This is a genomic window from Streptomyces sp. NBC_00247 (assembly GCF_036188265.1).
Taxonomy (GTDB): domain Bacteria; phylum Actinomycetota; class Actinomycetes; order Streptomycetales; family Streptomycetaceae; genus Streptomyces.
In genome coordinates this window covers 400,053-421,237 of record NZ_CP108093.1, presented here as the reverse complement: position 1 = coordinate 421,237, position 21,185 = coordinate 400,053, and the positions used below count along the sequence as shown (strand labels likewise).

The following is a 21,185-nucleotide window of genomic DNA, read 5'->3' as shown; positions in this document are numbered from 1 at the left end:
CGGGTCGTCGCTCCAGCACGACCGTCCGCCGGTGGGACCTGTGGGCATTGGCGGCGAGCTCCTTGATGGCCCTGGGTGTGGGGATTGCTTCCGCTTCGAACACGTCGCAGCACCGGTGGGGACTCGCCGCTGCTGTCGCCTATGCCTGTGCCGCGCTGGTGTCGCTGGGTTCCCGTGTCCAGTGGTCCCGTGCGGTGGCCCTGATCGGCGTCGTCGGCGCGCTGGCGGTTCCGCTGGTGTGGCTGACTGCCGTGGGCCTGCAGCAGATGGAGGTCGGCGTCGTCGAACGGTCCGCCCGGCACTTCCTGGATACCGGCACCCCTTACCTCTCGCATCCTGTCGCGGTGCCCGACTTCAACCCCTACCTGCCCGGCATGGCCCTCTTCGGGCTCCCTCACGCGCTCTTCGGCGCGGGAGTGTTCTCGAGCGCCCGTCTGTGGAATCTGGCCGGGTTCGTCACCGCGCTGGCCGCTGCCGTGGCCGTCCTGGTCAAGGGTCGGCCGCATGCGCGAAGCACGGCGGTGACCGGGGCGGCATGGATCGCGGCCTGCCCCGTGGTGGCGCTGCCGCTGGCCATAGGCGGGGTCGATCCCGTGGTCGTGGCCTTCGTACTTCTGGCCCTGGCGTACGCGCACCGGGGCCGTTCCGTGGGTGCCGGTCTGGCACTGGGAGCGGCAGCCATTCTGAAGTGGACCGCGTGGCCGGCCATACCCGTCATCGTCGTCCTCCTGGCCGCGACCAAGGGATCACGCGCGGCCAGGACCGCGGCTGCGGTGGCGGTCGCAGTGGCGGCGTTGGCCGTCGTGCCGCCGCTCCTGGCCGATCCGCATGCCTTCCTCGACAACGCGGTGCTCTATCCCTTCGGACTGAGCGACACCGCCTCGACCGCCGCCAGCCCGCTCCTGGGCGCCCTCCTGTCCGCCGTACTGCCCCACGGCAAGACCATCGCCGTGGCTCTCATAGGCGTCGGCGCCATTGCCACAGCCGTGTCGCTCATCGTTCGGCCGCCGACGACCACGGCGGCTGCCGCCCACCGGCTCGCGCTCGGCCTCACCATCGCCATCCTGCTGTCTCCGGCAACCCGCATCGGCTACGCCGTCTACCCCCTCACCCTTCTGATCTGGGCCCGCTGCACCAGCCCGGCCGGGCCACGGCCCGCCCCGGAACCGACGCCGGACCAGGGCACCAGCAGTCGAGTTCTGCACTCGGTCGCAGAGCCGCTCTGAAACCGGTCGAAGCCGCCCGCACGCCCGCCGCAGTACGACCGTGACGGAGCCGGCCCCTGTCGCAAGGCGCAGATCCGGGGCCGGTACCCACGGGCCGAGCAGAGGCCCGAAGCGTGCCGCGCCGACGGCCCTCAGTGAACTGAATCCGCCGAACGCAGCGACCGGCACGCCGACTCCAGCAACGCGGCGCTGTCATCGCGGTCCAGGGCCACCGCCCGCAGCCGCTCGAACAACGACCGGTAGCGCAGGGTCTCCTCCTCCGAATCCAGGAACACGTCACCGGCGGGGGTGTCCGCCCAGACCAACTCCGCGTCCCGGGCGTCGGGGAAGTCCAGGTGGACGAAGCTTCCGGCCATTCCGGCGTGGGCCCCCGCGCCGAACGGGATCACCCGCACCCCCACCCCGGGTTCCCGCCCGATCCGCACGAGGTGCTCGGCCTGCTCGCGCATCACCTCGGGCCCGCCGACCGCGCGCCGTACGGCGGCCTCGTCCAGGACCGCGCGGATCCTCGGCCCGTTCGCCCTCGTGAGCAGGCTCCGCCGCTCCATCCGTACCCGGACGCGCTCGTCGACCTCCGCCCGCCCGGCGTCGGGCAGCATGCCCCGGATCACCGCCCGGGCGTACCGCTCGGTCTGGAGCAGCTCCGGCACGCACATCGATTCGTAGGCGCGCACCGTACGCGCCTCGGCCTCGAACCCGAGATACGCGAGGTAGCCCTCCGAGAACCCGGCGAACCCCGTGGCCCCGCCGGCCCTCGCCGCCCCGGACGGCTCCGCGCCGTACGGCCGCAGCCGGCTCCGGTCGTCGGCGAGCCGCTGAGCAGCCATCAGGTCCGCGCGTTGCGCCTCGCCGGCCCCGTACACCTCCATCAACGCCGTCAGGGTCCGCTGCTGCGGGCGGGCGCGCGCTTTCTCGATCCGGTACAGCGTCACCACGTTGACGCCGGTACGTACGGCGACCTGCTCGCGTGTCAGCTCCGCTTCGGCGCGCAGCCGCCGAAGGAGGGCGGCGAGCCGCCGCAGCCTGACGGTCGGGGGTGGGGTCCGTTGCCTGTCCGACACGGTGTGCGCCTTCCTGTCCGGGGGTAACGAGAGTCTGGCCGGTGACGGGGTCGCATCCCAAACCGGCAGGACGCGGGCACGGACCACGGACGGGCGGAACGCAGCCGAGGAGAACGCAATCTTTGCGTTCCGGTCTGTGAGCAGTGCATGCTGGGCTGCGGCATCACGCACCGTGCGTGATCCACCACAGGAGGAGAGGCGCGGGCATGGCCGAGGACGCACGGGCAGCAGGACGGGCCGGATGACGATTCCACCGCAGTGCGTCGACTGCGGCGGCCCGGTCCTCGGCGAGACGGTCGTCGTGGTGTACGGCGACAACGCGACCGGCGCCCGCGCGCACGGGTACGCGCATCCGGCGGGATCACCCGACTGCGCGCGTGCCGCCTCCACCGGGGCGGGCAGGCGGCGCCGGCCGGCGGCCGGAGAAGCGGAGCCCCCGCAGCGGTGGTGAGGCCCGCACGGGCGGGAGCACCAGGCCTGCGCGGCCGGGTCATCGCTCGTCGAACAGGGGGCGGCAGAGCCCGTTCAGGTGCGGCCGGTCATCCTGGCCGCTGATGACGGGCGCATGCCGCGACCGGCGACAATGGGCGCATGTCACGACGCACCGCCCGCCGGAAACCGCCCGTTCCCTCCGCCCCGCGCATCACCCCGGACGCCCCCTGTCCCTGCGGCCTGTCGGCTCCGTACGGTGCCTGCTGCGGCCGATACCACGCGGGTACGGCCGCCGCGCCCACCTGCGAGGCCCTGATGCGGTCCCGGTACGCGGCCTTCGTCGTCCGGGACGCCGCCTACCTGCTGCGCACCTGGCATCCGGCGACCCGGCCGCCGGCCGTCGAGTTCGATCCCGGCACGCACTGGGAGCGGCTGGAGATCCTGGACACCGCCGAGGGCAGTGCCTTCCACCCGAGAGGCACCGTCACCTTCCGCGCCCATTGGACCGAGGGCGGACGGCCCGGCGGCATGCATGAGCGGAGCACCTTCGTCCGCCACGAGGGCGCCTGGGTCTACGAGGACGGGGAGTTCCCCGACGAGTGACCGGACGAGTGACCCCGGCGGACGACCAGGGCGAGCGGCGGGACGGGTGCCCCCGGCATGTGCCCCCCCCGGAGTGGCCACGGCGAGTGGCCCGGCGGGCCCTTCCCGGAGCCCGGTGCCCGGCCGCGCCTCAGACCGCCGTACCCACCGGGGTGGGCGCGTGGTTCCGGGGGGCCGGGGCGAGTTCGGCCGCCAGGTCCTCCGCGAGGAGCTGTTTGGCGATGACGTCGACCGCCGCCCTCAACTGCCGGTCGTCGGGCCGGGCGCCGTCCTCCGCCAGCCGTTCGTTGAGCCACCTGGCCCAGGCGGAGGTGATCGTGGCCGCCTCCCGGCGGCCCGCCGCGGTGTGCTGGAAGAGGCGTCCGTCGCCGGTCAGGTAGCCCTCGTCGATCATCCGGTCGAAGACCGGGACCAGGACCTCCGGGGGCAGCCGGTGGCGGGTCGCGATCAGCCCGAGACCGGCGTGCCCGACCATCCGCGTGAACAGGTCGACCTGCATGACGGCCCAGGCGCCCGCCATGTCCAGGCGGGTATCGGACGCGTCGACGATCCGCCGTGCCGTGTCCGGGCGGGCGCCGTGGAGGATCTTGGCCACCGAGAACTCCAGGACCCGGTCCGGGTTCCCGCTCATGGGCTGGGCGAATCCCTCGCCCATGTCGGTCGAACCGGCCCGCGCCGAGTCCCGCAGCTTGACCTCCTTCAGGAACAGCGCCACCACGAACCCGATCAGCGCCACCGGCACCGTCCAGAGGAAGACGGTGTGGATGGTGTCCGCGTAGGCCTGTGCGAGAGGCGCGGACTGCGCGTCGGGCAGGGCGTGCAGGCTCAGCGGGTTCTGCGAGGCCGCGTTCAGCGTCGCCGGATCACCGCCCGCCCTCGCCGCCTCGGCCACCCCCTGCTGGAGGTTCGGCCCCAACGAGTTGGCGTAGATCGTGCCGAAGACCGCCGTGCCGAAGGAGCTGCCGAGGGTACGGAAGAAGGTCACGCCCGAGGTGGCCGTACCCAGGTCCGCGTAGTCCACGGTGTTCTGCACGGCGATCGTCAGGACCTGCATCGACAGCCCGATGCCGAGGCCGAGCACGAACATGTAGACCGACTCCAGGAACACCCCGGTGTCCGGGCCCATCAGCGACATCAGGAAGAGCCCGGCGGCCATCACCAGCGACCCCACGATGGGGAAGATCCGGTACCGGCCGGTCCTGCTGACGGTGTTGCCACTGAAGATCGAGGCGATCAGCAGACCGATGACCATCGGGAGCGTCCGGACGCCGGAGATCGTCGCCGAGTTCGCGTCCACGTACTGGAGGTACGTGGGCAGGAAGGTCATGGCGCCGAGCATCGCGAAGCCGACGATGAAGCTCAGGATCGCGCAGACCGTGAAGACCGGGTTGTGGAAGAGCCGCATCGGCAGCATCGGTTCCTTGGCCCGGCTCTCCACCCGCACGAACAGGGCGAGCGCGACGAGTCCGCCGACGAAGAGGCCGATGATGACGGGGGAGCCCCAGGCGTACTCGTTGCCGCCCCAGCTCGTGCCGAGGATCAGCGCGCTCGCGCCGACCGCCACCAGGGCGATGCCCAGGTAGTCGATGACCGGGCGGCCCGCTGCCCGTACGGACGGAATGTTCCGGGCCGCCGCGATGACCACCACGATCGCGATCGGCACGTTGACGTAGAACGCCCAGCGCCAGGTCAGATGGTCGGTGAACACCCCGCCGAGCAGTGGGCCGACGACGGTCGACACCCCGAACACGGCCCCGATCGCACCCTGGTACTTGCCGCGTTCGCGCAGCGGGATCACGTCCGCGATCAGCGCCATCGAGGTCACCATGAGGCCGCCCGCGCCGATGCCCTGGAGACCGCGCCAGATGATCAGCAGCAGCATGTTGGAGGCCAGGCCGCAGAGGAACGAGCCGGTGATGAAGACGATCGCCGAGACCTGGAACACGAGCTTGCGCCCGAACAGGTCACCGAACTTGCCGACCAGCACCGTGGCGACGGTCTCGGCGAGCAGATAGGCGGTGACCACCCAGGACATGTGGGCCGCCCCGCCGAGGTCCGAGACGATCGTGGGCAGCGCCGTACCCACGATCGTCTGGTCCAGCGCCGCGAGGAGGATCCCGAGCACGATCGTCGCGAAGACGATGTTGCGGCGGCGAGGGTCGAGGACGGGCGGCGCGGCGGCGCTCGGCGCCACCGGAGCGGTCTCGCTGCTGGCTGTGGTCACCTTCGCACCCTCACACCGGCCCCGTACGCCCGCATGCCGGACGGAGCCGGACGAGTCAGGTCCACGGCTGTCCCACAATTCCTGGCTGGTGCGCGACGACGGCTGGGCCGTCGCCGCGTTGTCGGCGTGTCCGCGTACGTCCAGTACGCGGACACGCCTCCGCCTCGCGACGCACCGCGTCCGACGCCGCACACCGGTCCGCCGGGACTTACGGGACTTACGGGACAGCCTTGAGCACGGTCGCCACCGACTCGGCCATCCGGCTGACGAATGCTTCCCGTACCTCCTCGGACACCCGGTCGAGCGAGAGGAAGGGGTTGAGGTCCTCCAGCTCGACCAGGAGGAGCCCGCCCTCCGCCGTCCGGCAGGCGTCCACGCGCTGGATGCCGTGGCTGAGGGTGTTCCACTCCACGAACGTACGGGCGAACTCCAGGTCCGCCCCGCTCGCCTCCCACGGCTCCAATACCCAGCGCCGCTCCGGGTCGGGGGCGTACAGCGCGTACTGGAAGTCGTGGTCCACGAAGTAGAAGGACACCTCGTGGAGGAAATCGATACGGGGCTGCACCAGCAAGGTGCCGTCGTCGGCCGGGTCGAGTTCGGGCCGGGACACGAAGCGCAACCCCTCCGAGTCGGCGCCCAGCTTCGGCTTCACCGCGTACGCCTCCGCCTCCGGCAGCCGCCCCAGATCGGCGGCCCGGTCCACGGTCGGGATCACCGGCAGCCCGGCCCGGTCCATGTCCACGAGGTACTGCTTGCCCGCCATGTCACCGCTGCCGTCCAGCGCGTTGTACACCGGTATCCCCAGCTCCGGCGCCCGCCGCCGGAACGCCTCGTACGCCTCCGGGTAGTGCAGCACGGGCCCGCTGTTGCGTACCACCACACCGTCGAAGCGGTCCAGCAGCGCCGCCGCGTCCCGCGGGTGGCAGAGCGCGAGGTCGAAGCGGGCGCGGAGACGCGAGGTGAGGAAGATGTCCTCGTCGCAGTAGCGCCTGCCGCGCGCCTCGTACGCCAGATCGGTGACGAAGAGGACGGACGGGCGGCGGGCGCCGGAGGAGGTGGTGGTCATCGGGTCTTCCCCAAGGGTGCCGGGAGCGGGTGGTCGGTCAATAGCCTGGACGCCGATGACCGTCCGTTCACGACCGAGGAGCATCCATGAACGCTGCCCCGCGCGAGCCGCACGCATCGCCCGCGTCGCCACTGCCGGACATTCTCTCGCCCGCCTTCGCCGCCGACCCCTACGGGGCCTACCGGATCATGCGCGAGCAGGCCCCGCTGATCCGGCACGAGGCGACCGACAGCTATCTCGTCTCCCGTTACGAGGACGTCGAGCGGGTCTTCCGGGACAAGGCGCAGGAGTTCACCACCAAGAACTACGACTGGCAACTCGAACCCGTCCACGGCCGGACCATCCTCCAGCTCAGTGGCCGGGACCACGCCGTCCGCCGGGCCCTGGTGGCCCCCGCCTTCCGGGGCTCGGACCTCCAGGAGAAGTTCCTGCCGGTCATCGAGCGCAACGCCCGCGAACTGATCGACGCCTTCCGGCACACCGGCGAGGCCGACCTCGTCACCGACTTCGCCACCCGCTTCCCGGTCCTGGTCATCGCCGACATGCTCGGCCTCGACCGGGCGGACCACGACCGCTTCCACGGCTGGTACACCTCCGTCATCGCCTTCCTCGGCAACCTCGCCGGCGACCCGGAGGTCGCCGCGGCGGGCGAGCGGACCCGGCAGGAGTTCGCCGAGTACATGATCCCGGTCATCCAGCAGCGGCGGGAGAAGCCCGGCGACGACCTGCTCTCCGCGCTCTGCGCGGCGGAGGTCGACGGGGTGCGCATGAGCGACGAGGACATCAAGGCGTTCTGCAGCCTGCTGCTCGCGGCCGGCGGCGAGACCACCGACAAGGCCATCGCCTCGGTCTTCGCCAACCTTCTCGCCCACCCCGACCAGCTCGCCGCCGTCCGCGAGGACCGCTCGCTGATCGACCGGGCCTTCGCCGAGACGCTGCGCCACACCCCGCCCGTCCACATGATCATGCGCCAGACGGCGGGGGAGGTGGAACTCAGCGGCGGCACGGTACCGGCGGGGGCGACGGTCACCTGCCTCATCGGCTCCGCGGGCCGCGACGACACCCGCTACCGCGACCCGGACCGCTTCGATCTCTTCCGCACCGACCTCACCAGCACCACCGCCTTCTCGGCCGCCGCCGACCACCTGGCCTTCGCGCTCGGCCGGCACTTCTGCGTCGGCGCGCTGCTCGCCAAGGCGGAGGTCGAGACGGGCGTCGGCCAACTCCTGGACGCGATGCCGGACCTGCGCCTGGCGGACGGCTTCGCCCCGGTGGAGCGGGGCGTCTTCACGCGGGGGCCGGAGTCCCTGCCGGTGCGGTTCACTCCGGCCGGCTGAGTGCCGGCCCGTGCGGCGGGTTCCGGTGGCGGGGCCGTACCACCGAAAGCCCGGTCGGTCAGCGGATGCGGCGGACGACAACCTGAGGCCGGGACAGCGAAGGCCGAAGCGCGCGCACGACCGCTCCGGCCTCCCGCGCCCTCCTCTCCGCCTGCCTCTGCGCTTAGACGTCGTTTCTTATGGCGAAGGCGGGAGCGACTGCGGGCGCCTATGTGGCGTTCCATCCGGCTGTGTTGGAGTAGGACTCGTAGCTGTAGCGGGTGCTGCGGTCCCATTCGCCACCGGTGAGGTGCTTGTATGCGTTGTCGGGTACGTAGAGCAGGGCTTCGGCCCAGACGAGGTCGCTGACGTACGGTATGAACCGCTCTGGGTCTCGAAGTACGCGCTCGAATTCCTCACGGCCGGCCGCGACGACCGCAGCCCGGGTGTAGAGGAACTGATCGCTCGACAGGCCATCGCCGTATTCCCTGCGGTCCAGCCTGTACAGGGCCCAGGAGAGCTGCTCGGCGAAGCCGACCATGTCAGATACAGGGCCGTTCGTCAGGCGGGCGGTCAGGGCAGCGGCAAGCTCATCGCCCTCGGGGTCGCGGACGGAGGGGCTACACGCTTCGATGAGCTGCCAGAAGGCGTTCTCGTTCATGTCGAAGAGCATGGCGGAGGGGTGTGACACATCGGGGTGTCAGGCGCTCGCCCTGGCTAAGGGCTGTCCCGCAATTCCTGGCGGGTGCGCGACGACAGCTACGGCACCTCGCCGCGTTGTCGGAACGTCCACATACATCCAGTATGCGGACGCCCCTCCGCCTTGCGATGCACCGCATCTGACGCCGCGCACTGATCCACCACGAATTGCGGGACAGCCCTTAGTCGGCGGTAGCCGATGAGGGCTGCTGCTATGCCAACGAAGGCAAGGAAGTGCTCGGCCTTGCGCTCGTAGCGGCGGTGGAGCCTTCGGCAGCCGGCCAGCCAGGACACGGTTCGCTCTACCACCCACCGGTGCCGGCCTAGCCGCTGTGAGGACTCAATTCCCTTGCGCGCGATGCGAGGGAGGATCCCACGCTTGCGTAGCCATCGCCTCAGGTGGTCGTAGCCGTAGCCCTTGTCGGCGTGCAGTTTCGCCGGCCTTCGACGCCGGGGCCCGTAGCGGGAGCGGATGGGCGGGATACCGCGCACGAGCGGCTCCAGGCCCTGGCTGTCGTGCATGTTCGCCCCGGAGATCCCTAGGGACAGCGGCAGTCCGTTCCGGTCACAGATCAGGTGAATCTTCGATCCGAGTTTGCCGCGGTCGGTCGGATTCGGTCCCGTCAAAGGCCCCCTTTTGCCGCCCGCAGACTGACCGAGTCGATCGCACACCTCGACCAGTCCAGCTCCCCCCGCGCCCCGAGCTCGTCGAGGATCACACGGTGGAGCCGGGCCCAGACACGCTCCCGGCTCCACTGGGCGAACCGGCGGTAGACCGTGGGCCAGGCCGGACCGAACACCGGCGGCAGCTGGCGCCAGGTGCAACCTGATGTCCCCACAAAGATGATCGCGGCCAGGACCTCACGGTCCCCAGCCCGGCGCCGGCCACCGCCCTGCGGACGTATCACCTCAGTCGGTGGCACCACCCGCCGGAATAGCACCCACAACTCGTCCGGCACCAGCCGCTCAACCAGATCCATCATGCACGGATCAACGAACGATCACGCCATAAGAAACGACGTCTTACTTCTCGCCGAACGGGGCCGGTCCGCTTCCCCGGATCTCCACAGTTCCGGAACCGGCCCTGCCGGACGTGGCGACGAACTCCCCTTCGCGACCATCGGGCAACCGCAGGGTGGCCGCCCCGTCGTCGAACCAGTCGACGGACGGGTCGGCTTTGAGGGAACCGCCCCATGACCGGATGCCGCGGTCGACGTGTAGGGCAAGGTCTGCGGTCACGGGCACCTCGTCGCAGCCGATGAGCGCGGCGGCCGGTCCTTGATAGGTAGTCATGAGGTGGCGTGTGCCCGCAGAATCCGACCTTGAGCGGCGGAGAAGCCCGGAGGCGTGACATTGCGGTGTCCTCGAATGATCGTGCGTGCACCCGTTCGCACCCGCACGTCGATCCCGCACAGCGGCCGGGGCCCCGCCGGTGCGGTTCATCCCGGCCGGCCGAGCTCCGGCCCCGCAGGGTGGGCTCCGGTGGCGGGGCCGTGCCACCGAAAGCCCGGTCGGTCAGCGGATGTGGCGGCCGGTGATCGCACGCGCGATGACCAGGCGCTGGATCTCGCTGGTGCCCTCGAAGATGGTGTAGATCTTCGCGTCCCGGTACATCCGCTCCACCGGGTGTTCCCTGCTGTACCCCGCGCCGCCCAGGATCTGTACGGCCTTCTCCGTGGCGGCGACCGCGAGTTCGCCCGCGCGCAGTTTCGACATGGAGCCCTGGCCGGCGTCGAAGGTGCGGTCGTTGCGGGCCATCCACGCGGCCTGCCAGATCAGCAGGCGTACCGCCTCGATCTCGGTCCGGACGTCGGCCAGCGCGAACGCGATCGACTGGTTCTCCACGATCGGGCGGCCGAACGCCTCGCGCTGTCCGGCGTACTCCAGGGCGTACTCGTAGGCGGCGCGGGCGATGCCGAGGGCTTGGGCGCCGACGGTGGGGCGGCTGACCTCGAAAGTCGCCATCGCCGCCTGGCTCTTGGGCGCCTGTCCCTTCGCCGTACCGCCCTCGCGGGCGCGGGCGAGGCGGGCGTCCAGCTTCTCCTTGCCGCCGAGCAGGCAGTGGCCGGGTACGCGTACGTCGTCCAGGAACAGGTCCGCGGTGTGCGAGGCGCGCAGACCCAGCTTCTTGATGGTGCGGCCGGCCTCCAGGCCCCGGGTGCCCGGCGGCACGATGAAGGCGGCCTGGCCCCGGGCGCCGAGTTCCGGCTCGACCGAGGCGACGACGACGTGGATCTCCGCGATACCCCCGTTGGTGATCCACGCCTTCTGGCCGGAGAGCACCCACTCGTCCTTGGCCCCGTCGTACCGCGCCCGGGTGCGCATCGCCGAGACGTCGGAGCCGGCCTGCGGTTCGGAGACGCAGAAGGCGGCCACCTTGGGGTCGTCCTGGTCGCCGTAGCACTGCGGGACCCACTCGGCGAGCTGGTCGGGCGTCCCGGAGGCGAAGATCCCGGCGACCGCGAGCGAGGTGCCGAAGAGCGCCATGCCGATGCCCGCGTCGCCCCAGAACAGCTCCTCGTTGGCGATCTGGAGGGAGAGACCGGTCGGGTCGCCGTACATCTCGGCGAGCGACTCGAATCCGTACAGTCCGATCCGGGCGGCCTCCCGGATGACGGGCCAGGGGGTCTCCTCCCGGGCGTCCCACTCGGCCGCCGCCGGACGGACCACCTCGGCGGCGAAGCCGTGCACCCAGTCGCGCAGATCCCGCTGTTCCTCGGTCAGGGCGAGGGAGAAGAAGCTCACCGGATCACGCCTTCGGGATGTCGAAGTAGCGGGTGAGACCGGCGGCGAGACCGACGTCTCCGGCGATCTTCAGCTTGCGCATCATGAACATGGTGATCGGATTGCCGTTGCCGGAGACCAGCTTGAGGAAGTCGGCGTCGCCCAGCACCAGCGTGGTGCGTGGCTCGGCAGCCGAACGGCCCCGGGTGACGGAGCAGTTGCCGTCGGCGATGGCCGTCTCGTAGACCTCTTCGGTCTCGTCGGGCCCCCCGGTGACCTTCCAGCGGATCAGGGCCGTCACCCCTCCGGCCGCGTCCGGCCGGAACTGTGCCCGCATCCGGTCGAAGACCGCCCCGAGTATCCGCTCGCGGAGTGCGCCTCGCATGACCTCGTCGAGCTGCTTGACGGACAGGCCCTTGACGATCCGGGCGAACTCCTCGGGCGAGACGGCCGAGAAGTCGAGCCGGGACAGCTCCTCGGTCAGCTCGCCGCTGCTGTGGTCGGCCACGCCAAATCCTTACTCCGGAGTAAACTTACTTTTGAGTAAGGTACGGCCGCCGACGCGTGGTTCGCAAGCGGTCGGCGGGGTGCGGGGTGTACGGAAGCGAGCGGCCGGACCGGGCGTCAGCGCCAGGGTCCCGGACGTACCGTCAGTCCCGGATGGTGGGCGGCCAGCACCTTGTTGGCGCGCGCGAGGTCGGAGAGCGCCTGTTCCCGGTCGGCCTGATCCTCGACACCGAGCGACGGGCCGCGGAACCTGCGGACCTCGCGCGCCGCGCAGTCGGCGTCGAACTCGGCCTGCAGCACGTGCGTCGGAACGCAGGCGCCGATCAGAGCCGCGACCCGGTCGGGGATCGGTACGGGAACGAGGAGATGTGAGGCGGGCATGGGGGTTCCCTCTCGGTTGGTCGGCCAGGAGGCGCTGCGGTCGTGGTCGCCCCGAAGGCGTCCAGCGTCTCCCTGTCTACGGCACACGGGTCCGGGTTTCTCATTGGATACGTCTTGTTGCCGCAACCGTTTGGGACTGACCGGCTATTTCCCCTTACTCGGGGGTAAGTTGACTCGCCGCGCGCTGTGTGGTGGTAGTCACCGTCGTGCGGGGCCGTCCCCGCCACGGGAGCGGAGCCGGAGCGCCCTCAGGACGGCCTCGGTGGAGAAACGGCTCTCGGGGTCGACCAGTTGCTCGCCGAACAGGGACTCAAGGCTCCGCATGCGGTAACGGACCGTCTGCGGGTGGACGTCGAGCAGCTCGCCCATGTGGGCCGCGGTACCCCGGGTGTCGAGCCAGATCCGCAGGGTCTCGATCAGCCGCTCCCGGCGGGTGACGCTGAGGCCGGAGACCGGGGCGAGTTCGCGCTTGGAGAGCTGGTCCAGCAGGGCCGTGTCGGAGAGCAGCCACAGGGTGATGAGGTGGTCCTCGGCCAAGACGAGCGGGGCGTCGTCGATCACGCCGGTATCGACCAGTTCGAGGAGCCTGCGGGCCCAGCGGATCGAGTCCGGGGCGTGGGACGGCGGGACGGTGAGGCCGACCGCCGCGTGCGCGCCCAGCAGGGCGTGGTCGAGCATCCGTCTTCGCGCGTCGTCGATCGGGCCCGGTATGAGCATGTTCGGCTGAGGGTCCGTCAGATCGGCGAGCACGTCGCGGTCCAGCGCGAGCCGCCCCAGGTCGGGGGAGGGGCGCAGGGCGACCAGGGTCACCTCCTCCGGCATGGTCCAGCCGGTCTGCTCGCAGAGTTCGGCGATCGCGCTGCGGGGGGCCGGCCGCCCGGTGAGGATCAGGTGCAGGAGGCGGCGGCGCAGGGTCTCGGCGTGGTCGTCGGTGGCCGCCCGGACTTCCAAGTACCCCTCGCGGGAGAGGGATTCGAGCTCGTCCACGTAGGTGAACAGGGCGTCCGCGAAGGTCAGCATCATGGTGGGGGAGAGGTTGTAACGCCGTCCCACCTTCTTCGCACGCCGTAAGGCGATACGGGCACCGAGGCGGTAGGCGCCCTGGAGCTGGTCGAGGCCCCGGCCCTCGTACGCCTCGAACCGGCCGAAACGGCGGCACATCTCGTCCCGCAACGGGGTGGGCGCGGACGGCCGTGCCACCTGTTCGACGAAGACGGAGATGCTCTGTTCCAGGCCGACCCGGATGCCCTCGCCGTGCGGGCTGTCGAAGAGCCGCGCGTACTCCGGGTAGGCGCGGGTGACCTCCAGGCCTATCTCGCGGATGAGGCTCGGAAGTTCGGGGCGGACGATCGCTGCAAACTCCTGGGGCAGTGGTCCCAGAGGTTCCCCGAGGTCCGAGGGCTGCGAGACTGCCGGCATGTTGCTTTACCCCTAGCTCTCCCGTGCCCCGACGGCGGCGAGCAGGGGGAGAGCGCTCCCACATGCCGCCAGGTGCGTACCCATTGGAATCTTGAACATAGAGCACGTCCGAGCGCGTGGACACCGGTGCGACGACGGGAAGTACGCGGAGTGACTATGCCGGTGGCGACTTTGAGCCACTGACGACCCGGAATCCGTCAGTCCTCTTCCCGGAAGGGCTCGGACTCGGCTCCGCGCGGGAATGTCGCTGCCGCCCGCGCGATAGCGCACACGAGCCACAATTTCGCGGTGCTTTACCGGAACGGGAGAGATCCGAAGGTGCGATGCGCATTCCTCGGCGGTCCGTACTAATTCCGCCCGAGGAGCGATGTCGGGCCGATCAATCATCAATCATCGCTCAGGGGTGCGCCGGTGCCGAGGCCTCATCAGGCCGGGCCCTCTCCTGTCCGGTATCCCGCTCTGACATGGGAAGTTGTGAGCAATGGGAGCGTGGGCCGGCCCGGTGGGGGCTGGTGACACGGTCTCGCGGACCGCGCGTTTGCTCACTTCTCGACAAGAACCGGACGACGCGCGGCCGGCGCTTGCTCGCCGACCAATAAAAGACCGGCCGAAAAACACTCTTCCGGAATTTCTTCAGCAAGGCTGTTGCGGAGGAACGTTACCCGCCCGTAGCGTCATCGACGAACGCAAGCGGTCGAGCGGTCCGTCAGGGCGGGCCGCCACTTCACACCACCCTTGTCCCCCCGGATTACCGCCTCTTTCCGGAGACGAGTATGTCCGGATCGGGATACTCTCCCCCGAAGGGAATCCATCGTGAACACCCTTGCACGTAGAGCCGCCGTCGTCCTCGCCGCCGGTGGCGCCGCCCTCGGCATGACCGTCTCGTCCGCTTCGGCCGGTGTCCAGGCGCCGTGGACGGTCACCCCGCCCGGCGCCTACACCGCCACCGCCTCCGGCCCGACGCTGAGCGTCCCGCTCGCCTCCCTCTACTGCACGTCCAGCACCGCGACCGGCAACCTGGCGTCGAGCACCACCAACACGGTCGGCACCATCAACACGGTCACCTTCACCGGGTGCAACCTGGCGGGGCTGAGCTTCACCGTGACGATGAACACCACGCCGTGGAACATCAACGCGCTGTCCAAGAGCGGCAGCATCGTGACCGGCAACGTCAGCAACGTCTCGGCGAAGATCTCCGGCGTCGGGTGCACCGCGACCTTCGCGGGTACGGTCAACGGCACCTACAACAACACCAGTTGGGTGCTGGGCCTGAACGGCACGGGCACGCTCAAGGCCACGGCCGCGAACTGCCTCGGCCTCATCAACGTCAACGACGTGGCCGCCTTCAACGCCAACTACCTGGTGAGCACCCACCCGGTGATCTCCTAGTACTCCCACGGCACATGAGCCTCCGGGCCGACGGTGAGCAGCGACCCTGCCACCGTCGGCCCGGATCGTGCGTTCTGCGGCCGTCCGGCGGACGCGGTGCGTGAAGGAACGGGCAGTACATGAATATCCCAGCGGAAGACAGGGCCAGGATGAGCGAGAAGACATCGGCGACCGCCTCGCGCAGATCCGTACGTCTGGCATCCGTCGCGGCCGTAGCCACCCTCGCCGGACTGCTGAGCGGTCCGGGGTCGGCGGCCGACGACGTGGACGCCAGTGCCGTGGTGACGTACGACTGCGATCTGCCGTCGGGCACGGTCCAGGTGCCGTTGGAGGTAAGGGGGACATTTCCGGCCACCGGCGAGGTGGATGTGCCGATGTCACCCGTGGACGTGAGCATGACGGCCGACTTCGAGGCTGCCGATCTCGCCCCGTTGTTGCCGGAGGGAGCCAGCGAGGTCGTCAGCACCGCGACGCTCGACGTGGACGTCGTGCAGAACGACCAGACGGCCCAGGCGCAGTGGGCCCAGTTCGTCGCGCCCGCCACGCCGCTGGCCGGCGACGAGAACGGGAAGGTCCGGCTCGCGCACACGGGCGAGGTCCCCTCGGTCACCGTCAGCGCGGCCGGGGACGTCACCCTGACGGCAGGACAGTTGACCCTCGGGCTGAGCGCCCCGGCCGTCGAGGGCGAGGAGGCGCCGGCCGATCCGGTGACCCTGACCTGTGACCGGTCCGAAGGGGAAGCGGGCCTGCTGGCGACGGTTCTGGTGCCGGACGCGGGCACGCCGGAGACGCCGGATCCGGGTGGGGAGACCGACCCGGGGGAGGGCGGCGGGGAGGACCCGGGCGACCCAGAGGGGGAGCCGCCGTTGCCCCCCGTCGACACGTCCTGCCCCGATGTCGTGCCCCAGGGAGAGATGGACATCAGCGACGCCCCGGTCATCCCCCCGGGTGCACCGCCCTTTCAGCTGAATCTGCCCGGCCAGAGGGTCTGTGGATACGCGGTGGGGCTCGCCACCATCAAGAAACTGAACGGATCCACGATCATCAACGACCCTTCCGAGAAGCCCGCGTTGCTCTCCGCCCTTGCCAACCAGCGGGTCACGGTTCGCACTCCGCAGATGGAAGGCGGCGGTTACAACATGTTCAACTCGCTCGCCACCCTCGACCTGCCGGACGCCGAGTCGACGTTCCTCGCGTTCGGTTTCCAGCCCGTCTCTGCCGAGGTCTCGTTCGAGACCGGACCTCTCACCGTCTCGACCGGTAACGTGATGGAGGTCTTCGGGTATCCCGTGAACTTCGCGGTGGTCTCCTTCAAGCAGTCCATGCGGCTGCACGATGTGACGGTGAACGGTGTACCGCTCGACGTGGGTCCCGACTGCCGGACCGTGCGCCCTTACAAGGTAGTGCTCCGCGGGGACTTCACCGGCGGGAACCCCTATCTGAACGTACTGGAGGGCGGACCGCTCAACGGGACGTTGGACATACCCGCTTTCTCCGGGTGCGGTAGCGGCGGTCAGGACCTGGACGCGTTGTTCACCGCGTCGATATCCGGACCGGGAAACTCCATCGCGCTGAATCAGGCCAACATGTGCGTCCCGGACGCGGACCCGTCGGTCTGGAACTGTCCGCCGAGGCTTCCCGCGTTGCCCGGCGCCCCTACCCCCGCTGTCGACTGACCCGGTCGAGGAGATCCATGGAGATGAGAAGAAGCAGGAGAAGCACAGGCATGCTCGTGGCCGCGCTGTCCGCGGCGATGGCGTTGACGGCGACTTCCGCGTCGGCGACGGCTTCCGCCTCCTACGTGGTGACTCCGGGAGGCGCTTTCTCGGGACACGGCGCACCCGCGACCTGGGCCTGGCCCGCGATGTCGTTCTACTGCTCCGCGACCGACGTGGCCGGATCCTTCGTACCGGCGCCCGTCGGAAGCGTGGTCGGAACGGTGAGCTCCGTGGCGTTCAGCGGCTGCACGCTCGCCGGCATCGCCTACAGCATCACCCTGACGTCGGGCGCCCGGCCGCTCACCGCGACCGGGGCGGTGGCGGGCCGGCCCACCTGGGTCGGCGTCTCGGTGAGCGGGCTGGCCTTCCGTATGACGGGGACCGGCTGCACGGCGAATTTGGGGGGCAGCCTGACCGGCCACTACGAGAACGGCACCGGATACCTGGTCGTCGACGGCTCCACCATGACGGTGAGCGCCGCCAACTGCCTGGGCCTGCTCCAGGCGGGCGATCCGACCGACCTCGACGCCGACTACGCCGTCACCCCGCACCAGACCATCCAGGTCTCGTAGCGGAAGGCAGCGTACGGCAGTGGGGCCACCCTCGAACCGAGGGTGGCCCCACTGTCGTACGGCCGTGCGGGGAGAGTCAGGGCCGTCGGGATCGGGCTGAGCCCAGCCCGATCCCGACGGAAGGCTCTACTTCACGGCCGAGTGCCAGTACCGGGCGAGGTCCTTGCCGGCGTTCGGGGCGGCGGCGCCCGGGTCGTTGATGGTGACGACGTTGGTCTGCGCGTTGTTCAGCGTCACGCTGTTGGTGCCTGAGGCGGCGGGCAGGCCCGTCTTGAGGTTGACCGCCCAGTTGAGCAGTCCGAGACCGCAGCCGTTGGCGCCGGGAGCGGCGAAGGTGGTGTCCGACTGCGTGGCGCCCGCGAGGCTGATGCGGCCGAGCACGCCCTCGGGGTTGTCGGAGCCGTCCCCGTTGAACTGGAAGGAGCCGACCGTGGGCAGGGTCGAGTTCTTCGGGCGCAGCAGGATCGGGGCGGACGAGCTGCCGATGTAGCAGTTGTCGCCCAGCAGCGGGTTCGTCAGGTGGATGCGGACCGGCAGGGTGATGATCGGCGTGGTGGTGCCGAGGCCGGCCAGGAGCTTGAAGTCCGAAGGGTTGTTGACGGACTCGATGGTGGCCGTCACCCGGTTGAGGTTGACGTCGGCGAGGCTGTTGCAGATGCCGGTGATCACGAAGATGTCGCTCGGGCACATCAGCCCGAGGAGACCTCCGGGGATGTCCGCCGGTGCCGCGACCAGCGCGCCGCCTGCCGGAGAGACCGCCGTCGAGGTGTTGTTGGGGTGGGTCACCACGCCGAGCTGGAGGTCGCTCGCGCCGAACGGGACCACGGTGTTGCCGAGCTTGATGGAGCCGCTCGCGGAATGCGAGGAGACGCAGACCGCGGTGTCGGTGGCGCCGTCGGCGGCCAGCATGGCCGCCGAGTCCACCGGGCACCGGGTGAAGGACGCCCAGTTGCCGTTGAGGGTCGTGGCGGCCGTGGCGGATCCCATGGACGCGAAGGCGCCGAGGGCGGTGAGGCCGGCCAGCAGTCCCATGCGCGTCCGGTTCGAAGTGGCTCTCATGTCATCCCCTTTGACGGCAGCCGCCGTACGGGCGGCGGCATGCGCGGAGTTGCTCGGAAAGCGCCCGGTGAATCGGGCGCCGAGAACGGGCGGTGCGTCCGCCGAGGGAAGCGGCTCCGGCGGCGACGAGAATCGCTACGGTGAAATGAGCGCTGAATCGATGGGATCTGCTCCCGAGTGGCTCCGCTCTTATCACCGAGCCGTGACGTTACTGGCGGGTCACACCGGTGCACAATGGCGGCGTTTGACATTCATCGAAGGCGGCCTTGTTCTCGTGCCTGGGTGAGTGCCTATCCGGCCATTCTTGTCAGATGGTGAGCGGAGAGCTCGTCCCGCGAAATGCGGAGCCCAGGTTTCCGTTTGTGCGGGTCGCCTGGCCGGCGCATACCGTACGGGGCGGGCGTGACGTGCGGGGATGTGGCCGGAGGGCGGGCCGGGCGACGGGAAAATTGTCACCCGGGAACAGTTCCGACGGCCGGACTGCTCACTTCTCGCGCAGAAATACGGGGCCGTAGGTTTGGCCGGGAAAACTTGGACGACGCGTATTGCCTGCCAGGTTACCCGCCCGTAGCCTCGCCCCGTGAGCACCCGGCAAAGTGTGCGGGTCTCCGCCGTCACGTGCGGGATCGGAACCCGGAGCGGCCCGCCGCACCGGTCGTCCCTCCCGGGAGCCCGCCGTCCCGCCACCCCCCTGCGGCCCGGACTCTCGCCCCTCGGGGGCACCTCGACCCCGGCTTCACGGGGCGGGCGTCCCCCGCCTGCGCCGTCCGTGGTGAGTACGCAGCAAGGAACAAGATTGCCACCGGGTTTTGTCACTCGATGACAAGTGTGCCGATCTTTGGCCTCTTGACTGTTCGAGGGCTTGTCCTGGTGGCGTCCGTGAACTTAACGTGCGCCCGTCGGCGCATTTCTGTCACTTCGTGAGTGCATGCAGGAGGTGGGATGGGAATCGAAGTCGTCGTCGAAGGCCTTACCAAGTCTTTCGGCAGACAGAACATCTGGCAGGATGTGTCACTCACGCTTCCCGCCGGTGAGGTCAGCGTCATGCTCGGGCCGTCCGGCACCGGGAAGACCGTGTTCCTGAAATCCATCATCGGGCTCCTCAAGCCCGAACGGGGACGCGTCCTCATCAACGGTGTCGACATGGTGAACAGCCCCGAGCGGGACATCTACGAGACCCGGAAACTCTTCGGGCTCATGTTCCAGGACGGCGCCCTTTTCGGCTCGATGTCCCTCTTCGACAACATCGCCTTCCCGCTGCGCGAGCACACGCGCAAGTCGGAGTCCGAGATCCGTCGCATCGTCATGGAGCGCATCGACATCGTCGGACTCCTCGGGGCGGAGGGGAAGCTGCCCGGGGAGATCTCGGGCGGCATGCGCAAGCGGGCCGGCCTCGCGCGCGCCCTGGTCCTGGACCCGCAGATCATCCTCTGCGACGAGCCGGACTCCGGCCTCGACCCGGTGCGCACCGCCTACCTCTCGCAGCTCCTGATCGACCTCAACGCGCAGATCGACGCGACGATGCTGATCGTCACCCACAACCTCGACATCGCGGCCACCGTCCCCGACAACATGGGGATGCTCTTCTCCCGCAACCTCGTCACCTTCGGTCCGCGCGAGGTGCTGCTCACCAGCGATCTGCCGGTGGTCTCGCAGTTCCTCTCGGGCCGCCGCGAGGGTCCCATCGGCATGTCCGAGGAGAAGGACGCCGCCCTGCTCGCCGCCGAGGCCTCCGACGGCTACGGCCCGGGCGGCCACGCCGGCCAGGGGCCCCGCGGCGTCGTCCCGCAGCTGGAACCCTCGCCCGGGATGCCCGTACGGCAGGGCGCTCTGCGCCGCCGTGAGCGGGTCGCCGCGATGATGCACCAGCTGCCGGTCGCCGCCCAGCACGCCATCCTGCGCAGCGAGACCACGGCCACCGGCGGTGCCCGCCCGTGACCGCCGAGACACCGGTGCGGCCGGCCGAGCCGCCGCAGAAGCCGCCACCCGCACCTTCCCCGCAGCCCGTACAGAGGCAGCCCTCGCGGCTGCTCGCACCGTTGCGGGAGACCGGGAAGCTCTTCGCCCTCGGGATCGCCGTGACCCGGGCCGTCTTCCGACGCCCCTTCCAAGCGCGGGAGTTCATCGAGCAGTTCTGGTTCATCGCCAGCGTCACCATCCTGCCCGCCGCGCTCGTCTCCATCCCGTTCGGCGCGGTCATCGCCCTCCAGGTCGGCTCGCTCACCGAGCAGTTGGGCGCCCAGTCCTTCACCGGCGGCGCCAGCGTCCTCGCCGTCATCCAGCAGGCCAGCCCGCTCATCGTCGCGCTGCTCATCGCGGGCGCAGGCGGCTCCGCGATCTGCGCCGACCTCGGCTCCCGCAAGATCCGCGAGGAGCTCGACGCGATGGAGGTCATGGGCGTCTCGCCCGTACAGCGCCTCGTCGTCCCGCGGGTGCTCGCCACCATGTTCGTCGCCCTGCTGCTCAACGGCCTGGTCTCGGTCGTCGGCACCCTCGGCGGCTACTTCTTCAACGTGATCATGCAGGACGGCACCCCCGGCGCCTACCTCGCCAGCTTCTCCGCGCTCGCCCAGCTCCCCGACCTGTGGATCAGCGAGTTCAAGGCCCTCATCTTCGGCTTCCTCGCGGGCATCGTCGCCGCCTACCGCGGTCTCAACCCGCGCGGTGGCCCCAAAGGCGTCGGCGACGCGGTGAACCAGTCCGTCGTCATCACCTTCATGCTGCTGTTCTTCGTGAACATGGTCCTCACGGCGGTCTACCTCCAGATCGTCCCCGCGAAGGGGGGCTGA

19 protein-coding genes and 1 pseudogene are annotated in these 21,185 nt (G+C 69.9%); 9 read left to right on the top strand and 11 right to left on the bottom strand.

Annotation, left to right across the window (positions count from 1 at the left end; genetic code table 11):
* Positions 1–77: 77 nt before the first annotated feature.
* Positions 78–1,226, top strand: coding sequence for a glycosyltransferase 87 family protein (locus OHT52_RS01575; protein ID WP_328718274.1), 1,149 nt, complete (start codon positions 78–80; stop codon positions 1,224–1,226).
* A 131-nt stretch (positions 1,227–1,357) separates the two neighbouring features.
* Here OHT52_RS01575 and OHT52_RS01570 read toward each other — a convergent pair whose 3' ends face one another.
* Positions 1,358–2,287 (bottom strand): helix-turn-helix domain-containing protein, encoded by a 930-nt coding sequence (locus OHT52_RS01570; protein ID WP_328718273.1) that lies wholly within the window; start codon positions 2,285–2,287, stop codon positions 1,358–1,360.
* 241 nt (positions 2,288–2,528) lie between these two features.
* Between OHT52_RS01570 and OHT52_RS01565 the strand changes: the two genes are divergently transcribed.
* Together OHT52_RS01565 and OHT52_RS01560 are read left to right on the top strand one after the other, a co-directional pair.
* Positions 2,529–2,738: a hypothetical protein gene (locus OHT52_RS01565; RefSeq protein WP_328718272.1), complete on the top strand. Its 210-nt coding sequence runs from the start codon at positions 2,529–2,531 to the stop codon at positions 2,736–2,738.
* 140 nt (positions 2,739–2,878) lie between these two features.
* The gene (locus tag OHT52_RS01560; RefSeq protein ID WP_328718271.1) at positions 2,879–3,322 is read left to right on the top strand and encodes a YchJ family protein; all 444 of its coding nucleotides are present in this window, start codon (positions 2,879–2,881) and stop codon (positions 3,320–3,322) included.
* Positions 3,323–3,452: 130 nt separating this feature from the next.
* On the opposite strand, the gene OHT52_RS01555 is transcribed toward OHT52_RS01560, so the two are convergent.
* Together OHT52_RS01555 and OHT52_RS01550 are read right to left on the bottom strand one after the other, a co-directional pair.
* Entirely contained in the window at positions 3,453–5,546 is a 2,094-nt protein-coding gene (locus OHT52_RS01555) for an MDR family MFS transporter (protein WP_328718269.1), read from the bottom strand.
* A gap of 217 nt (positions 5,547–5,763) precedes the next feature.
* The gene (locus tag OHT52_RS01550) at positions 5,764–6,612 is read right to left on the bottom strand and encodes a hypothetical protein (RefSeq protein WP_328718268.1); all 849 of its coding nucleotides are present in this window, start codon (positions 6,610–6,612) and stop codon (positions 5,764–5,766) included.
* A gap of 86 nt (positions 6,613–6,698) precedes the next feature.
* Here OHT52_RS01550 and OHT52_RS01545 point away from each other — a divergent pair, with 86 nt between their 5' ends.
* Positions 6,699–7,949 carry a cytochrome P450 gene (locus tag OHT52_RS01545; RefSeq protein ID WP_328718267.1) on the top strand — a complete coding sequence of 417 codons (1,251 nt, stop codon included), beginning with the start codon at positions 6,699–6,701 and terminating at the stop codon, positions 7,947–7,949.
* Between the two features lie 208 nt (positions 7,950–8,157).
* Here the strand turns inward: OHT52_RS01545 and OHT52_RS01540 are convergent, their stop codons facing one another.
* The 7 genes and pseudogenes from OHT52_RS01540 to OHT52_RS01510 form a co-directional block, all read right to left on the bottom strand.
* A complete protein-coding gene (locus OHT52_RS01540; protein WP_328718266.1) occupies positions 8,158–8,589 on the bottom strand; it encodes a DUF4240 domain-containing protein in 432 nt (143 codons plus the stop codon).
* 227 nt (positions 8,590–8,816) lie between these two features.
* Positions 8,817–9,607 (bottom strand): annotated as a pseudogene (locus OHT52_RS01535) (IS5 family transposase); the annotation flags it as partial.
* Positions 9,608–9,650: 43 nt separating this feature from the next.
* Entirely contained in the window at positions 9,651–9,920 is a 270-nt protein-coding gene (locus OHT52_RS01530; protein ID WP_328718265.1) for a hypothetical protein, read from the bottom strand.
* Positions 9,921–10,142: 222 nt separating this feature from the next.
* Positions 10,143–11,372 (bottom strand): acyl-CoA dehydrogenase family protein, encoded by a 1,230-nt coding sequence (locus OHT52_RS01525; RefSeq protein ID WP_328718264.1) that lies wholly within the window; start codon positions 11,370–11,372, stop codon positions 10,143–10,145.
* Between the two features lie 4 nt (positions 11,373–11,376).
* Positions 11,377–11,859: an SCP2 sterol-binding domain-containing protein gene (locus OHT52_RS01520; RefSeq protein WP_328718263.1), complete on the bottom strand. Its 483-nt coding sequence runs from the start codon at positions 11,857–11,859 to the stop codon at positions 11,377–11,379.
* Positions 11,860–11,975: 116 nt separating this feature from the next.
* Positions 11,976–12,239: a hypothetical protein gene (locus OHT52_RS01515; protein WP_328718262.1), complete on the bottom strand. Its 264-nt coding sequence runs from the start codon at positions 12,237–12,239 to the stop codon at positions 11,976–11,978.
* 198 nt (positions 12,240–12,437) lie between these two features.
* A complete protein-coding gene (locus tag OHT52_RS01510) occupies positions 12,438–13,658 on the bottom strand; it encodes a helix-turn-helix domain-containing protein (protein WP_328718261.1) in 1,221 nt (406 codons plus the stop codon).
* A gap of 813 nt (positions 13,659–14,471) precedes the next feature.
* On the opposite strand from OHT52_RS01510, the gene OHT52_RS01505 reads away from it, so the two are divergent.
* The 3 genes from OHT52_RS01505 to OHT52_RS01495 all read left to right on the top strand — a co-directional run bounded on the left by OHT52_RS01505 (position 14,472) and on the right by OHT52_RS01495 (position 17,337).
* Positions 14,472–15,047, top strand: a complete 576-nt coding sequence (locus OHT52_RS01505; RefSeq protein WP_266711952.1) for a hypothetical protein — start codon at positions 14,472–14,474, stop codon at positions 15,045–15,047.
* Positions 15,048–15,196: 149 nt separating this feature from the next.
* Positions 15,197–16,723 (top strand): DUF6801 domain-containing protein, encoded by a 1,527-nt coding sequence (locus tag OHT52_RS01500; RefSeq protein WP_328718260.1) that lies wholly within the window; start codon positions 15,197–15,199, stop codon positions 16,721–16,723.
* Positions 16,724–16,773: 50 nt separating this feature from the next.
* Positions 16,774–17,337: a hypothetical protein gene (locus OHT52_RS01495; RefSeq protein ID WP_327179128.1), complete on the top strand. Its 564-nt coding sequence runs from the start codon at positions 16,774–16,776 to the stop codon at positions 17,335–17,337.
* A 126-nt stretch (positions 17,338–17,463) separates the two neighbouring features.
* On the opposite strand, the gene OHT52_RS01490 is transcribed toward OHT52_RS01495, so the two are convergent.
* Positions 17,464–18,396, bottom strand: a complete 933-nt coding sequence (locus tag OHT52_RS01490; protein ID WP_327179129.1) for a hypothetical protein — start codon at positions 18,394–18,396, stop codon at positions 17,464–17,466.
* A gap of 942 nt (positions 18,397–19,338) precedes the next feature.
* Between OHT52_RS01490 and OHT52_RS01485 the strand changes: the two genes are divergently transcribed.
* Together OHT52_RS01485 and OHT52_RS01480 are read left to right on the top strand one after the other, a co-directional pair.
* A complete protein-coding gene (locus tag OHT52_RS01485; protein WP_328718259.1) occupies positions 19,339–20,334 on the top strand; it encodes an ABC transporter ATP-binding protein in 996 nt (331 codons plus the stop codon).
* Positions 20,331–21,185 carry an MlaE family ABC transporter permease gene (locus OHT52_RS01480; RefSeq protein ID WP_328718258.1) on the top strand — a complete coding sequence of 285 codons (855 nt, stop codon included), beginning with the start codon at positions 20,331–20,333 and terminating at the stop codon, positions 21,183–21,185. Before OHT52_RS01485 ends, OHT52_RS01480 begins: the two co-directional genes overlap by 4 nt.

What these genes read in the sequence shown, in the direction of transcription:
- OHT52_RS01565 (WP_328718272.1), top strand. Translation starts at nt 2,529, where the DNA reads ATGACGATTCCACCGCAGTGCGTCGACTGCGGCGGCCCGGTCCTCGGC.
- OHT52_RS01560 (WP_328718271.1), top strand. Translation starts at nt 2,879, where the DNA reads ATGTCACGACGCACCGCCCGCCGGAAACCGCCCGTTCCCTCCGCCCCG.
- OHT52_RS01550 (WP_328718268.1), bottom strand. Translation starts at nt 6,612, where the DNA reads ATGACCACCACCTCCTCCGGCGCCCGCCGCCCGTCCGTCCTCTTCGTC.
- OHT52_RS01545 (WP_328718267.1), top strand. Translation starts at nt 6,699, where the DNA reads ATGAACGCTGCCCCGCGCGAGCCGCACGCATCGCCCGCGTCGCCACTG.
- OHT52_RS01540 (WP_328718266.1), bottom strand. Translation starts at nt 8,589, where the DNA reads ATGAACGAGAACGCCTTCTGGCAGCTCATCGAAGCGTGTAGCCCCTCC.
- OHT52_RS01530 (WP_328718265.1), bottom strand. Translation starts at nt 9,920, where the DNA reads ATGACTACCTATCAAGGACCGGCCGCCGCGCTCATCGGCTGCGACGAG.
- OHT52_RS01515 (WP_328718262.1), bottom strand. Translation starts at nt 12,239, where the DNA reads ATGCCCGCCTCACATCTCCTCGTTCCCGTACCGATCCCCGACCGGGTC.
- OHT52_RS01510 (WP_328718261.1), bottom strand. Translation starts at nt 13,658, where the DNA reads ATGCCGGCAGTCTCGCAGCCCTCGGACCTCGGGGAACCTCTGGGACCA.
- OHT52_RS01500 (WP_328718260.1), top strand. Translation starts at nt 15,197, where the DNA reads ATGAGCGAGAAGACATCGGCGACCGCCTCGCGCAGATCCGTACGTCTG.
- OHT52_RS01495 (WP_327179128.1), top strand. Translation starts at nt 16,774, where the DNA reads ATGCTCGTGGCCGCGCTGTCCGCGGCGATGGCGTTGACGGCGACTTCC.
- OHT52_RS01490 (WP_327179129.1), bottom strand. Translation starts at nt 18,396, where the DNA reads ATGAGAGCCACTTCGAACCGGACGCGCATGGGACTGCTGGCCGGCCTC.
- OHT52_RS01485 (WP_328718259.1), top strand. Translation starts at nt 19,339, where the DNA reads ATGGGAATCGAAGTCGTCGTCGAAGGCCTTACCAAGTCTTTCGGCAGA.